Source organism: Brevundimonas vancanneytii (genome assembly GCF_901421975.1).
Classification (GTDB): domain Bacteria; phylum Pseudomonadota; class Alphaproteobacteria; order Caulobacterales; family Caulobacteraceae; genus Brevundimonas; species Brevundimonas diminuta.
In genome coordinates this window covers 104,916-118,583 of sequence record NZ_LR588407.1, presented here as the reverse complement: position 1 = coordinate 118,583, position 13,668 = coordinate 104,916, and the positions used below count along the sequence as shown (strand labels likewise).

At 67.9% G+C, this 13,668-nt stretch carries 13 protein-coding genes; 1 reads left to right on the top strand and 12 read right to left on the bottom strand.

Annotated elements, in window-relative coordinates; genetic code table 11:
- Positions 1–34 precede the first annotated feature (34 nt).
- Positions 35–196 (top strand): hypothetical protein, encoded by a 162-nt coding sequence (locus tag FGL25_RS16750; protein WP_167493266.1) that lies wholly within the window; start codon positions 35–37, stop codon positions 194–196.
- Between the two features lie 39 nt (positions 197–235).
- Here FGL25_RS16750 and FGL25_RS00575 read toward each other — a convergent pair whose 3' ends face one another.
- The 12 genes from FGL25_RS00575 to FGL25_RS00520 form a co-directional block, all read right to left on the bottom strand.
- The gene (locus FGL25_RS00575) at positions 236–748 is read right to left on the bottom strand and encodes a hypothetical protein (protein WP_138140652.1); all 513 of its coding nucleotides are present in this window, start codon (positions 746–748) and stop codon (positions 236–238) included.
- Positions 745–1,080 carry a hypothetical protein gene (locus FGL25_RS00570; protein ID WP_252969931.1) on the bottom strand — a complete coding sequence of 112 codons (336 nt, stop codon included), beginning with the start codon at positions 1,078–1,080 and terminating at the stop codon, positions 745–747. The genes FGL25_RS00575 and FGL25_RS00570 overlap by 4 nt, the downstream gene beginning before the upstream one ends.
- Positions 1,081–1,254: 174 nt before the next feature.
- On the bottom strand, positions 1,255–1,815 hold the full coding sequence (locus FGL25_RS00565) for a DUF4376 domain-containing protein (protein ID WP_138140651.1): 561 nt from the start codon (positions 1,813–1,815) through the stop codon (positions 1,255–1,257).
- Positions 1,816–2,054: 239 nt separating this feature from the next.
- Complete coding sequence (locus FGL25_RS00560) at positions 2,055–2,657, bottom strand: hypothetical protein (RefSeq protein ID WP_138140650.1); 603 nt, start codon at positions 2,655–2,657, stop codon at positions 2,055–2,057.
- Positions 2,658–2,660: 3 nt separating this feature from the next.
- On the bottom strand, positions 2,661–2,972 hold the full coding sequence (locus FGL25_RS00555) for a hypothetical protein (protein ID WP_138140649.1): 312 nt from the start codon (positions 2,970–2,972) through the stop codon (positions 2,661–2,663).
- Positions 2,973–3,007: 35 nt separating this feature from the next.
- Positions 3,008–7,549, bottom strand: a complete 4,542-nt coding sequence (gene gpJ, locus FGL25_RS00550) for a TipJ family phage tail tip protein (RefSeq protein WP_138140648.1) — start codon at positions 7,547–7,549, stop codon at positions 3,008–3,010.
- Between the two features lie 111 nt (positions 7,550–7,660).
- Complete coding sequence (locus tag FGL25_RS00545) at positions 7,661–8,116, bottom strand: C40 family peptidase (protein WP_138140647.1); 456 nt, start codon at positions 8,114–8,116, stop codon at positions 7,661–7,663.
- Positions 8,116–8,577 (bottom strand): hypothetical protein, encoded by a 462-nt coding sequence (locus FGL25_RS00540; RefSeq protein WP_138140646.1) that lies wholly within the window; start codon positions 8,575–8,577, stop codon positions 8,116–8,118. Before FGL25_RS00540 ends, FGL25_RS00545 begins: the two co-directional genes overlap by 1 nt.
- 8 nt (positions 8,578–8,585) lie before the next feature.
- On the bottom strand, positions 8,586–9,500 hold the full coding sequence (locus tag FGL25_RS00535) for a hypothetical protein (RefSeq protein WP_138140645.1): 915 nt from the start codon (positions 9,498–9,500) through the stop codon (positions 8,586–8,588).
- A gap of 7 nt (positions 9,501–9,507) precedes the next feature.
- Positions 9,508–12,246 carry a phage tail length tape measure family protein gene (locus FGL25_RS00530; protein WP_138140644.1) on the bottom strand — a complete coding sequence of 913 codons (2,739 nt, stop codon included), beginning with the start codon at positions 12,244–12,246 and terminating at the stop codon, positions 9,508–9,510.
- A 1-nt stretch (position 12,247) separates the two neighbouring features.
- Positions 12,248–12,949: a DUF6441 family protein gene (locus FGL25_RS00525; protein ID WP_197733784.1), complete on the bottom strand. Its 702-nt coding sequence runs from the start codon at positions 12,947–12,949 to the stop codon at positions 12,248–12,250.
- A 160-nt stretch (positions 12,950–13,109) separates the two neighbouring features.
- Positions 13,110–13,664: a hypothetical protein gene (locus FGL25_RS00520; RefSeq protein ID WP_138140643.1), complete on the bottom strand. Its 555-nt coding sequence runs from the start codon at positions 13,662–13,664 to the stop codon at positions 13,110–13,112.
- Positions 13,665–13,668 lie beyond the last annotated feature (4 nt).

The window sequence follows — 13,668 nt, the reverse complement described above, 5'->3', positions numbered from 1 at the left end:
TGGGCGGCAGCGCGTAGGAGTAGGAATGCTATCGGTGAAAGAGCAGATCGTTGCTGACGCTTGGATGCAGCACTTTGGAGAGACTTTGCCTGTGCTCGGATGTACCGAACTCGCGGCCCAGATTCTCCGCGATTACGGTGTGAACATCGAACTGGCGGCTCATCGCGCCGATCCCATCTGGAAACGAGCGGCGTGAGCAGGCGAAGCTAACAGCTTGCTCTAGCGAACGGGACTGTCACGCCGCTGTAAGCAGCACCGCCACGATGACCAGAATGACGAGACCGGCCCCCGCCATCATGCACAGGCGCACGCAGCGGCAAGGCTCGTGTTCGCTGGCGGGTCGCCCGTGCGGCTCGGGAGGCAGGGCGAAGGCCATCTCTGCAACCGCTTGATCGGAGACGCCCCGACGCACGGCAAAGCCCAGCAGCCGCTCTGTCCACGGCGGCGGCGCCCGGTCCCGCATCACCCATTCCAGAAGGACCAGCGACAGGCCCAGCACGACAAAGCCCGAGGCGGGCACTAGGGCGCTCATGTGCTGGACCGCGAAGGCCCGGCCGGGGAAGACGAACGACAGGCCGCGCGCCACCAGAATGAGCGTCGAGGCGAAGAAGAAGCCCCGCACCGCCCAATGGGCCGTGATCTTGGTGTGATAGGTCGGCCCGAGCAGGCGGAACACCTGGCTCAGCACCGCCCCGGCCGACAGGAAAACAAGCCCCGTCGCCAGAACCATCCAGTCGTGAGCGGTCATCGCTGTGTCTCCTTCAGAACCGCGTGAAGCGCCGCATAGATCAGGCGCTTGGTGAAGCCGAAGAAGCCGCGAGGGTCGTTCGCCGCGATCCAGCCCAAGGTCATCGCCACCCCGCGCATATCCAGCGCGGGAACGACGGCGATCAGGCTGGGCGTGAACGCTTCGGCCAGAATGGGACCGGCCACGACGCCGAGTCCCAGATGCAGCCACGCCTTGCGCTGGGCCAGCGGATTGCCGGCCTTGGCGGAATAGGCGGTGACCAGACCGACGGCGCCGAAAAGCACGCCGCCGCACAAGCCCCAGAACGCGGGGAAATCCCTCGGGTCGAGCATCCGCCCCTCCAAGAATGTCGGCCATAGGTGAGAGGCAGCCGACGCTCAGGGCGCGGGCTTCAGGGGACGAACCGGGTTCGTCAGCGCCGGGTCAGCCGCCCGGCCGCAAATCCAGCAGCGAACACCGCCAGCAGGATCAGGCCTGCGATCAGGCTGACTTCGAGGATCAGGCGGTCAAACATCGCCGGGCCAGCCGGCCATCCAGTCGACAGAGGCCGGGTCTTCCGCCGCCCGCACCTGTGACTTCAGCGCCCCCCCGTGGAACAGCAGCGCCGAGGCGTGGGCCGTCATGGCCGCCAGAACCTGGAGCACCTGCGCCGCCGTGGTCTGGATGTTCCAGTTGTCCTCAGCCCGCATGGGCAGGGTGGTGTCCGGCGCGCCCGATACGATGGCCGTCAGGGCCGCGCCTTGCAGGGCCTGCCAGTTGCGCTGATCCTCGGGCCGCATCTGCAACAGGCGCTCGCCCGCTGCGATCTGAGCGCCGCTGTCGTCCACAGCAGGGGTCGCCCCGAAGTCATAGGCGAAGTCCAGAGCCGTGCGTCGGTCCCGCTCGGCGTCGATCTGGCGGCAGATTTCCTCGGCGGTCCGTGCGGGGGGCTCCGGCTCGACCCATTCCAGCCCCAGCGCCAGCAGGTCGTCATGCGGCCAGTCGGGCGGATACTGCACGTCGTCGATGATCAGCCAGCCGGACGACGGGTCGCGCGGCGCGGGGGCGTTGTTGAGGTGCCAGGTCATCGCTTCACCATGTGTAGGGCGCAGGCCCCGCGCCCTCTAAGGGGTTCATCTCGAACACGCCCTCGGGCGTCCAGATCAGCACCCGCGTCATGCGCAGGCGTCGAAGCTGGAGGCGTAGCCAAGAGAAGTGTAGCCGTTACCGGTCTTGGCGAGGAAGTTTGAGCGATGTAGGCCTGAAACTGAGCATAGGTCTTGCCGCCGCCCCCCCGCCGCCAGCATCCCCGGATTAGGAAGAAACATCAGGCGCTCCACTTTGAGGCAGGGAACAGGATCACAGCACCGGTGTCGGCGATCATGAAGGGGATGCGCGTAGAGGCGTTGACGCCCGCCTCGATGGTGATCCCGCCATTCGGCATCCGGTAGGCGGAAGCAAAGGCCATGGTCGCAGAGCCGGTGGCGTTGAATACGTTGATAGTTCCGCTCTTGCCGGGATATCCGCCGCTAGGTGGCCCTAGCGTTCCATTAGCGTCGAGCGAAATGTTGCAGTTGATGAAGCTGTCGAAGTTCACCCCTGCCGCCGCCGCAGTGCGAACGATGGTGACCGGCCAGAGCGCGTCCGCTGCGGTCTGTGGGTCGATTATTTTTCCGGTCGTCTTCCCAGCGCGAACCTCACCTTCCGTGGCGAATGTCGGGACGGTCGGAGTCACCCCCACCCCCGGCGGCCAGCCCTCAGCGGTCTTGGGGCCATACCAAGTGCGCTCTTCGGCCCAGAACGCCGAGGAACCGATGGCCCCCAGCGTATTGGCCGGCGGGCCTGTCACCGTGATGACGCCCGGTATCCGACCGGCGACGATCAGCAGCTGATTGGCAAGCTCGATCAGCTCTCCCGGCGTCATCGACATGGATCAGGCCTCCAGGGAGTCGAGGAAGCGACGGGCCTCGGTCAGGCCCTGCTCCGCCAGAGCCGACACATTTCCGATCTGCACCGACGCGCCGCCGGGAGCCTGCATCTTCAGGGCGTGGTGGCCGAACTCGCTGACCAGATCGCCACACAGGGCCTCCAGAGCCAGCGTCGCTTCCTTGGCGACGGCCGCCTGGGCGACGATCTTCTCCAGCGTCGCCGCATCCAGTTCGGCGCGAATGCGCTTAGTCGCGGCATCACTGGCCTTCAGCTCAGCCAGAATTTCTTCTTCGGTTTTGTCTTGGGTCTTCGGCATGGCAGGCGTCTCCTGTTGAAAAAGGCGGTTTGGGTTCAGTTGGGCCAAGACGTGAGCTCGGCGGCGTAAAGCCCCCAGAGGCGGGCTTTTCGGATCGTCACGCCGGTCACCGGGGGGTTGCTCCAGGCGATGCTAAGGCGCAGGCGGCGCTCTCCGGTGCGGCGGCCTAGCCCCGGCAGATAGGCCGAACGCCCTGTCGTCCACGGTATGATGTTGGCGGGCAGCAAGAAGCCGCCCTGTGCGACGATGACCGGATCACCGCCTGATGCGTTCACAGACTCCACGACCCAGCTCACGCTGCCGTCGGCCGTCGATGACGAGACCAGCGCCTCAATCGAGGCGGCTGTCATAAACACGCCCTCTCGCATGTAATGCAGGGAGGTCTCGGCGATCACCGTCCAGGTGTCCGGCTGGATGACGATTGCAGTGTCCGACCCTACGCCCGTATCAAAAGGGCGCGATAACGTCAGACCGTTGAACTGGCCTCCTCCTGGCACGCCGGGGCCAAGCGCGATGACCCCGTTTTCAGCGGTCTCCGATCCATCCGGGACAGAGGTGGGACCCGACCAGAAGCGGACCCCGCCCGATGCCTTCATCAAGGTCTTCTGACCGTCGCCGAAGATCTTGAAGACCTTGCTGGCCGCGCTGTAGCTGATGCCGTTCCCGCCCTCGGCCGTGACGTTGAAGGTCTCGGCAAGGAAGTCGATGGCGCGGGTGACGCCGTCAATCCGCATCGAGGTGAGCCGCCCGCCAGATTCGGCCGTCAGCGCCGCATACGCCTCGTTGCCGTTGGCTGCCGACAGGGCCAGCGCCGCCGTCGACGACGCGTTGTTGGCCGTAGACTGCACCGCCAGCAGGGCCGCGCCTGAGGCGAACCGGCCGTCCGACCACGACTGGAGCGACAGCACCGCCGCGCCTAGCGCCGCTTCTCGCGCAGCCACCGAGTCCAGGCCGACGATCGACCGCGCCGCAGCGTCGTCGGCATACGCCTCCCACTGGCCCTTGGCCGTGGCCAGACTGCCCGCGACATAGGCCGTGCTGGCCAGTCCGGTCACCGACTCCGAGATCCGGCCATTGGTCCAGTTGCGCAGCGACACTTCGCTGTTGCTGATTGCCGTGCCCATCTGGGTGGACGAAACCAGATTGGCCGTCGCCGAAGCGATCTCGGCCGTCACCTGCCCCCGGATCACGAGCGCATTGGCCGCTATCGCGTCGCCCATGGCGTTATAGGTGGCGAAGGCGGCATAGCTCTCCGACCGGAGCGCGTTGATCTTGGCCTCGGCCGTGATCAGGGCCTGCGCGGTGTTGGCCGTGTTGGCCGCATCCGCCGCCACCAGCCGGGCCGACATCTGCACCAGCGTCTCAGGCAGGCCGCCCGGTCCCACGCCCTCGACAACCGTCTCCGACTTGATCAGCGCCGTGCGCGTCACCGGGTCCAACAGGAAGCCGAGCCCCAGCCGGTCGAGGATGTCGTTCACCTCGATCTGGCGCCGCTGCTCTTCGTCCAACAGCGCCTGAGCCGCCTCGATAGCCGAGCGCAGGGCCTGCTTGGTCAGGTCGTTCAACTGGCCCCAGATAGGGCTTTCCGGCGCCAGCCCGCCCGCCAGGAGCGGCGCCGGCACCCGCGGGCCGATCACCAGAAACTGGCTCGGCACGCCCTGCGCCGACAGATGGGTGACGGCTACGTAGTGATCGACGCCGGGCGTCAGATTGCCGATCTCCAGCGCCTTCGTCAGCGGCGCGCCCTGATAGGCATCGGTCCACGGCCCGTTGTCTGTCAGCCCCCAGGCGATGCGCACCGCCGCGACCGCCGGATCGTTCACCTCGCCGCGCACCACCAGGATCGGCTGCGAAACGCCGTCCGCCCCTGGGCCTTTCTCCTCGACCGTCCACACTGCCGCCTTCGGCTTCGCCGGAACCGGCTTGACCACCGTCACCTGCAGCGGCTTAGACGCGCGCCCGTCGACTGTCGTCGCCGTGATCTCGAACTCGACCTTCGTGGCCTCGACGCCCTCGATCGGGGCTTCGCGCAGGGGCGGCGCCATCAATTCGCGCGCCGTGCCGTCCAGAGGCGGGAGCGGCGCCCAACCGGCGGTTTCGCCGGCGACCGAAACGCCCCGCCAGCGGACGGTGAAGCCGTTGATAGGCGAGCCCCGCCAGGCAGGCACGGAGAAGCTGACGCGCACGCCGTGCGCATCCTCCTGCACCCCCAACAGAGTCGGCCGCGGCGGATTGGCGTTGCGATCCCCCGAAAGACGCGAGGGCAGCGAAGGGATCGGTCCCGTCTCTCCGGCCATCAACAGGGGCGCGACATAGCGCACCCCCGTGATCACCGCCGTCAGGTTCTCGCCTGGCTCGATACCGACGATCTCGACATCTTCGCTGACCCGCTCCGACACGCCAAAGGCGATCAGGTCGTCGGCCTGTGGGCATAACGCAGGGCTGCGCGCATTCGTGAAACGGATCTCGCGCGTCTCGCCCACGACGGTCTCGACGGGAACCGAGACGTGCAGCCCGTCCTTGGTCCGCAGATCCGCAGCGTACTCCTGCCCCGCCTCCATCCTTACCGGCTGCGTCAGCCGCAATCCGATCACCGCGCTGCCGTCGGCGGTCCAGCGGCGGCAGCGAACCCGCGCCTCCGCGCCGTTGACGGGCCGCCGCCACGCCAGGCGCACGCGATCGCCGTACTGCGACACCAGATGCTCGATGTCGGCCGTCCAGGTATCGACCCGACGTTGCAGCTTCAGCGACCCCAGGGCCCATCGGCCGTCGCGAAAGGCGCGGTTCGGGGTCGCCTGACCGTCCAGACGCAGCGCCTCGACCAGCGTGGCCGCCTTGATCCCATTCGCCGGGTCCGCGATCTCGCCATAACCATCGGCATAGACGAACAGTTCGTCGGCCTCGCCGCCCTTCTCCAGGTTCAGGAACTCGACGCGAAGGGCGTGAACCGGGTCCGGATAGGCGATTTCCCAGCGGTGATCGCGCAGATTCGCTCCGGTGAACAACTGACGCGGCGCCGGCTTTTCAACCCAGGGCGAGGCCGCAACCTGAACGCCATCCCAGAACAGCCAGGCGCGCCCGGCGCGCTCCAGGATCTGCAGGACTTCGGCCTGCGTCTTGGTTTCCGTCAGATAGACGTGGCATTTCCAGTCGTACTGTTCGCACAGGCCCGACCACGCCCGCAGGCGCAGATCCGCCTGAGCGGGCAGCAGGGGCTTGGCGGGCGCCGGTCCGGTCAGCAGCCAGCGCGCCAGGGCGGCCGGGTTCGACGTCGCGACCGCCGGTCCCCAGCTACTGCCCGTCCAGATCGGACATTTCGGCTTGATGCGGCAGGTGATCGGCGCCAGCCCGCCCTGATTGATGGCCGAGGCGCGCACCGCAAACTCGATCAGGGACAGCGTCTCGTCCGTCACCGGCTTGCGGAAGGCGACCGCCTTGATGGCGCTGAGCAGAATCCGGTCCTGGCGCTTGGCGTTGTCGTCATCCGGGCGGCTGCGCGTCAGTTCGAACTCGTAACGACCGTGCGGCAGGCTCACCCAGTGGGTGATGCGCATCGGATCCTTCGAGCGCGCGCGCCGCGACATCGTCGGCCCGTTCTGCCACGGTCCGGTGGCGGCCCCCGTCATGTCGATCGGGCGATAGCGCACCGCGACCGAAACAGTCGCGTCGATCAGCCGGCCGTCATCCTTCTGAAAATGCAGGCCCGCCGGCAGGAAGAAGTCGAAGCCGAAGCGGCTCCCGTCCGAGGACGCCGCTCGCACCAGCGGCGTCGCGCTGCCCGGCGTCGCCTGCAACTCCTCCTGGAGATCCAACTGGTCGACATCGTTGGGATAGAGCTGGAAGGCGCGCGGGCCCGGCTCCAGATGCTGGACCATCCGAAAATCGCCCGGCCCCATGGTGCTGACCAGGGTGTCGCCGATCTTGACCTCGGAAACTTCGCACGGGCCGTAGTGGACGCCCAGGATGCCGTACAGCCAGACGTCGTCGCCTTCGCTCTGGGTAAAGGTCTTCACCGCTAGATCCGGCGCCGCCACCACCTCGCCGAGCGCCAGAGGCATGGTGCCCCACTGCCGGTACTGGTTCGACGCGCTCTGCAGCGCGTATCGGTCATTGGCCCGGGCTGGCGTGTCGCGCTGCCCCATGGAGGAGACCAGCGCCGCCCCGCCGACCAGCACCCCGACCTGAAGCGCCGTGCGCGCGATCAGCTTGGCCACCAGCATGGCCTGATTGGAGGCGAACAGGGCCATGCCGCCGATCCAGGACGACACCGCCAGCACGGCCAGGGAGACGAGAATCTGTCCGATATCCTTCCCGCCGCCGCCACCGCCGCCCAGCGGCTCAACGACAAAGTGGACCAGCTCGCCGGACTTGAGGACTCGATCGAGCGCGACCTCGCGAGGCAGGCGCGCCCCATCGATGTAGATCTCCGTGCGGTCCAGCAGGTTGACGGGAAGCCCCGCCTTGACCGCCTCGACCAGCGCGCCGCGGACCGTCAGGCCTTCGATCACGGCCAGATCGAAACTGCCGCGCCCGAAGGCTTCAGGCGTCACGACGATGGGCAGCGAGCCGTCAGCCACGGGCGCCTCCTCCTCTTGGGTGTCGATGGGATGCGCACGGCGTGCGCGGCCTGCGTCGGGTCGAAAAGGCGAACCTTTTTGAGCGCAGGCGGCTCAGAAACTCCGGCGCGGCTAGAGCGCCGTGACGATGTCCGTGACGAAGGCGGGAACGAAGGCCGCCTTCAGGCCGTACCGGCTTCGCGGCGCATCCAGATCCAACAGGGTCGTCCCCATCGGGCTGTCGGCGTGCAGCACCAGGCGCGGCGTCAGCATGTAGCCGACGTGGCCGGCCTTCCCCATCCAGGTCAGCCAGGCGACCACGCCAGCCTGGGGCTCCACCATCCGCCACGACGCCAGGCCCTGCGCCAGAAGCCGGGCCCGCGCTTGACCCCCGGCCGGGCTGACGATCGCCGCGTCATACAGTTCCAGATAGTCGGGAACCTCGATCCCGCTGAAGGTGCGCAGGCACCAGCGGGTCAGGCCACGGCAATCCCACCCCTCGGGCGTATCGCCCTTGGCCTGAAACGGCGCGCCGATCAGCACCGACGCCCGCGCGATCAGATTGCCCGGTACCAGCATAAGCGTCATCAGAACTGGCCTGGCGCGGTCGCTGGCGTATAGCTGACGGCGCAGGCGGGTTCTTCGGTGAAGCTCCTCGGCTGGATCACCGCCGTGGCCTTCGTCTCGTCGCCTTCGGTCGCAGAGACGCGCGCGTCCATCAGTGCGCGCTCCAGGACATCAGGCTCCGCGACGCGAACCACGGCCAGGTCAATCCGCGGCGGATCCTGCGCCGCGTCGCACGCTTCCTCGATCCTCTGATCGACATTCGCGATCGTCAGCCGCCCTTGTCCGAACGGGTTGTCCTGGCTCGCCCCCGCCCATTTCAGTTGAAACGGGTAGTGGACGTGATCGACGCCGTTGGAGCGCAGTCCGCCGGGCCAGTCCGTTACCGCGATAGGCTCGTCCAAGGCGTCGCTGTAGATCGTCACCAGCTGCGCCGCAGCATCAGGCTCGCCCCGGAATGCGGCCTCGACCAGGGCCTCGGTCACCTCCGTCATCAGGCGGTCTCCAGCCACAGCGTGAAATCCATCAGGTGCAGCGCGCCGCGCGTTTCGGACAGGCGCGGGGCGCCGTCTGCGGCCCAGCTGGCCACGCACAGTCGTTCGCTGCCCGGCTCGACCATCCAGAACCCGTTGGCTCCAGCAGCGAAAGCCTCCAGCGCGGCGCGCTGCACCACGTCGCCGCGAATGCGCCCCGCCAACTTCCGCGCAGGATCAGAGGCGATCGGGCGGCTCATCGGCCGTCCCGGCCCGGCGTCGAACTCGATGCGGCCGGCCTTGGGCTCAAAGGTGGCGCCGACCTCGATCTCGCGCAGCCAACCGGGCCAGGCCGCGCGCTGCAGGTCCGGCGCGCTGTGCAGCCCCGGCGACCAGAGAAGGGGATGCGACAGGCCCGCAGGCGGCACCGCCACCATCGGCTTCAACAGCACGGCCTCGACGTGCTGCCCCGCGGCCTGCGCCACGGCGCCCGCCTCCAGGATGGCTGCGACCGCCAGGGTGGGCCGCGGCAGACGGGCCCAGGCGGTGAAATAGGTGTCGCGCAGGCCTTCTCTGGCCACGCCCCACCGCTCTAGCACCGGCCGGCGGACCTGCAAGTCATAGGACATGACGGTGTCGCCCGCCTCATCCACAAAGCGGACCCGCACGAAGGGCGCGACGGCCGCGCCGTTGATGAAAGCGGCCGCGGCGGCCGACACCTCGACCACGGGCGCATCACGGATGTCCGCCGCCGCATTCGCCGCCGTGGCCACGCCGAAGGCCTGCCCGGGTGCCGCCGACGCCCCGTCGGCCTTCAGCACGATGCGGCCGGGCGCGCCCCGGTCGGCCTCGTCGACTCGGAGGTTGAGCCCGGCCGGAAACCGCGTCCAGCCGCTCGCCCCATCCAGCGCTCCCGCATTCGTCAGCCGGTTCATGATGCTCCTATCGACGGCGCGGCCGCGGCGAGGCGTTCAGGGACCGCGCCAGGGAGCCGTCCCGCCCCGCCTTGGCCAGCTCGTTCTTGAACAGAGGCTCAAGCTCCAGCTCCATGCCGCCGCCGGGCGCCTTCGACAGGCGGCCGGTCATCGGCTCAGAGCCGTAGTTCTTGATGGTCAGGCCGCCGAGGCTGACGTTCATTGCGCCGCCGCCGGCGGCCGCCTGCAGGGCCCGGTTATGCTCCAGCACGCGCGAGCCGCGCGGCAGGTTCAGCAGCTCGGGCCCGCGCTCCCCGACCCACTTCCAGCCGCCGGGCGAGAAGTCTGTGCCGGCCGCGTGACCTTCGCCGCCCGAGAACAGCGCGCCCAGGGCGCCGGACATCCCGCCCCCGCCGCCGAACATAGCTTTCAGCGCCCCGCCCCAGTCCAGGCCGGCGAGCATGTCCGCCAGCTTGTCGGCCCACTTGTCCGTGGCGCGCTCAAGCTGCCCGGCCAGGGCGTCGCCGATGCCGCCGCTGCGGATGTCCGACAGCATGTCGCGCATCCACGCCCGGCGCGCGCCCAGGGCAGTCGCGTCCAGCTCTTCCTTGATCTCCTGCTCGGCCTGCTTCTGGGCCTCGCCGCGATTCAGGCCGCCGCGTTGCTCAATCTCGCCCGCGCGGCGCTGCACGCGGTCTGCAACGCTCAGGCGGCGGTATTCCTCATCGTCGCCGGACAATCGCAACAGGTTGAGACGGTGTTCAGTCTTGGCATCCTGGAGCGCCCGCTTCATCGCGACCGTGCGGGCCTCAACCAGCCGGTTGCGCTCCGCCTCTGCCAAGTTGGTGGCCGTTAACAGATCGTAGCCAGCCTTCTGGAAGGCCTGAACTCTTTCCTCCTGCGCGATGCGGTCCTGAAGGTTGCGCAGGGACCTCTCCTCCCCGAGCAAGCGCATAACGTCCATCTCCCCCTGACGCTGCAGCTTCAGCCCTTCTTCGTCGCGCTGAACCTTCATCGCCTCTAGGATGCGCTGCTCCTCCTGCATCGCACGGCTCTTGGCCTCGGCGGCCGCGACCCCGTCATCCTCCAGCTGCCGAACGCGGGCCCGAACCCGTACTTCAGCTTCCAGTGACCGTACACGATCGAAATCATTGGTCGCCTTCGCCTCCTGCAGCGACAGATTGGCGCTGACATCCTCCTCGCGCCGCGCTCGTTGCAGCAGCTCGCGCGCCTGACGCTCGGCCTCGCGCCGCGCCCGCTCGGCATCGCGCGCGGCCTTGTCGCGATCCTTCTTGCCGGCGTCGGCGCGGTCCTTGGCCTCCTGCGCCGTCTGGTTGGCGGCGGCAGAGTTTGCGGCGGTCTCGCGCTCGCGGTTCTCCCAGTCGCGAAGGAAGGTCTCCGTAAAAAGCTTCGTCTCCGCCTGCCGGCGCGCGAACGGGGTCGCCGCCAAATCCCGACGCAGCTCCAGATTCTCAATCCGCTCGTCGCGCGTCGTCTGCAACCACTCGCCCAGCTTGGTCCAGTAGTTGGACATGCTGCGGGTCGCGACATCCCAGAAGCTGCTCAGGTCGTCGACCTTGTCGGCGTGGCCGCTCATCGCGCCGGTCAGCGCTTCCATCAAAACCTTCTGGGCCGCCGTGCGATCGCCCAGTTTGATCAGGCTGTCGATGTGATCCAGCGTCTTCTGGTCCAGCAGGCCGAACTGACGCGTAAAATCGCGTGCAGCCTTGTCCGGCTCCGACATCGCCTTGGCCAGCATCTCGGTCGCAGACTTCGCGTCGACCCCCATGAAGGCGGCGAAATCCTTGGTGATAGCGACCAAGCCGCTCATTACCTCCCCGCCGATCTTACCCGTCGAGACATAGGCCGAGGCCATGTCGCGGGCGGACTTCAAGGAGATGTTGCCAGCTTCAGCCCCCGCGTCAGCGGCGGCCTTCAGCTCGGCGCCGGACATCTTGGCCGTCCGCCCAAGACCCGTCGCGGCCCTGTCCAGCGCCGCCGTCGATTTCTCCGCCTGGGCCCAAGCCACAGCCATGGCGCCGGTGGCGCCGGCCAGCAGACCGACGCTGCCGACCAGCAGCGTCAACGGCCCTGTCAGCTTGATGGCCGAGGTCGACCAGGCGTCCAGGATCTGCGGCCCCTGCTGGATCGCGATCATGGCCGGGTTCATCCCCATGGCGGCCGTGGTGAACACGTCCGCCCCCTGACGCGTCAGGTTCAGGCGCGACGCCATGACGTTGCGGCTCAGCCCCTTGCCCTGCCGCTCCAGCGCCGCCGTCGTCTCGTTGAAGCGCTGCCGGGCCAGGGTCTGCGCCTGGGCCATCTGCTCCGTGGAGATTTTCCCGCGCTTGGCCAGCGCGTCGTACTCGGCCAGTTCCTGATTGAGCTTCTGCTGCGCCGCCCACAGCGGGTTAAGCGTTTCCAGCAGCACCTGGGCCCGGCGATCATATCCCCGTTCCGCCGCCTCGAAGGTGCGTGCGGCTGCGGATGCGCGGGCATTGGTCCCGCCCGTCACGCCGGTAGCGGCGTTGATACGGGCCTGCACCGACGATGCCTGATCATTCGCGGCCCGCTCCGCATTACGCGCAGCCGCTGCGTAGTCGAGCAAGGCCTGCACCTCACGCTTCTTGGCGACAGCAGCTTTGTCGGAGCCGGACTCGGCGCTCTTGTTCATGCGCTCGACCGCGTTCTCCACCGTCTGCGCGATGCGCACGGCGTCCTGACCGCCCTGTGCCTCGATGCGGAGAGCGATTTGTTTGGTGGTCATTTCAGCTGCTCCTCTTGCGGACGATCAGTCCGGCGGTCCTGGCCCCGACCTCATTGGCGATGGCGTCTAGGTCCAGTCGTTTTCGTGTGACGATCTGCGGGACCAGGATGAAGACCACGATGGTCTGGCCGGCCGGGCCGTAAAGCCTCGAGCCCCGCCCCCGGGACTGATAGGGCCTGGCCACACGTCCTGCGCCCAGCATGGCCTGATCGGCGACCAGGAAGGCGCGACGCCCTCCCTTCTTGCCGCCCTCATAGACGAAGCGAAGCTTCATGCCGGTGCGGCGCTCAAAGCCGCCGGGCGTGATCCGCTCGCGCGCGCCGCGCTTGTTGACCGTGGCGCCCATGCCGTTGGCCCCGCGCTTTAGGCCGAACTTGCCGGCCGCCTCGGTCGGAATCGCCAGCCAGCGCCCGCCTTTGGCCCGAATGACGGTCGCCTCGATCGCCGTCTCGATGATTTCGGCCGCCTTTTTTCGCACCGCGACAAAACCGGCGGCGTCGATGCTGTCCTGTCCTTTTGGGTAGACGTTGCCCCGCCAGGCTTTCGGCAATCGGTTACCCTTGAAGGCCGACTGGGTGTCGGCCCGCAGCCGCCCCTTCAGTAGATCCGTTCCCTCGCGAATGCTGGCGGTGATGTCCCGTGCCAGCTCCTTCTCGATCTCGGCCGCCAGGCCATCGGCGCTGATGCTCGTTCTGATCCTCATGCGTCATCCTCCCGCCGCAGCCCCTTGACGATCTGCCCCTCGACCAGAGGCAGGGCCTCGGACATCAGCAACCGGGTCGCCGCGTCCATCGGCCCGCCCAGTTGGGCGAAGGCGACGACGGCGGCATAGTCCAGAGCGAAGGCGCCGAATCCGCTTGACCTCAGCTGGCCGGCGCAGGCGTCGAAGACGTCCCAGACGCGCCGCCCCTGCGCGGTTTGCGGCGCGTGCTTGTCAAAGGGACAGGGCTCGCCGTCGCCGCCGCAGTATTGTCGTCGGCAACTGTCCCGGCAGTAGGATCCGCCTCCCTCTCCGAACTGCCACTCGGCGAGGGAGACGATCCGTTTTTTTCCGAGTTCAGGGCGTAGACCTCTGCCGCATACCCCTTGTCGAAGAAGTCGAAGATATTCGGCCGCTGCGCCAGCAGCGCCAGCACCTGTTCCGGCGTCAGCGTCTTGATCGGCGCGCCGGTTTCGTCCGCCACGCCCTCCCACTCGACCGCCCCGGCCGCGACATAGGCCGCCGTCATGACGAACAGCCCCTGCCCCAGGTGACTGAGGCCCTCCTCGTTCCATTCGACGCCTTGGGCCCGCATCAGGTCGGCGCTGATATGGCGCGCCTCCAGGATGACGGGGGTCGAGGGCGGCAGCATGCACACGCGCACGCCGTGCGCCGGCTCCAGCCATTCCGGCTGGGCGGCGATCTTCAGCTGAAGCATGGGT

Excerpts from the sequence above, each read along its gene's own strand:
- FGL25_RS00575 (WP_138140652.1), bottom strand. The coding sequence starts at position 748 with ATGACCGCTCACGACTGGATGGTTCTGGCGACGGGGCTTGTTTTCCTG.
- FGL25_RS00570 (WP_252969931.1), bottom strand. The coding sequence starts at position 1,080 with ATGCTCGACCCGAGGGATTTCCCCGCGTTCTGGGGCTTGTGCGGCGGC.
- FGL25_RS00530 (WP_138140644.1), bottom strand. The coding sequence starts at position 12,246 with ATGACCACCAAACAAATCGCTCTCCGCATCGAGGCACAGGGCGGTCAG.
- FGL25_RS00525 (WP_197733784.1), bottom strand. The coding sequence starts at position 12,949 with ATGAGGATCAGAACGAGCATCAGCGCCGATGGCCTGGCGGCCGAGATC.
- FGL25_RS00565 (WP_138140651.1), bottom strand. The coding sequence starts at position 1,815 with ATGACCTGGCACCTCAACAACGCCCCCGCGCCGCGCGACCCGTCGTCC.
- FGL25_RS00520 (WP_138140643.1), bottom strand. The coding sequence starts at position 13,664 with ATGCTTCAGCTGAAGATCGCCGCCCAGCCGGAATGGCTGGAGCCGGCG.
- FGL25_RS00555 (WP_138140649.1), bottom strand. The coding sequence starts at position 2,972 with ATGCCGAAGACCCAAGACAAAACCGAAGAAGAAATTCTGGCTGAGCTG.
- FGL25_RS00560 (WP_138140650.1), bottom strand. The coding sequence starts at position 2,657 with ATGTCGATGACGCCGGGAGAGCTGATCGAGCTTGCCAATCAGCTGCTG.
- FGL25_RS00535 (WP_138140645.1), bottom strand. The coding sequence starts at position 9,500 with ATGAACCGGCTGACGAATGCGGGAGCGCTGGATGGGGCGAGCGGCTGG.
- FGL25_RS00545 (WP_138140647.1), bottom strand. The coding sequence starts at position 8,116 with ATGACGCTTATGCTGGTACCGGGCAATCTGATCGCGCGGGCGTCGGTG.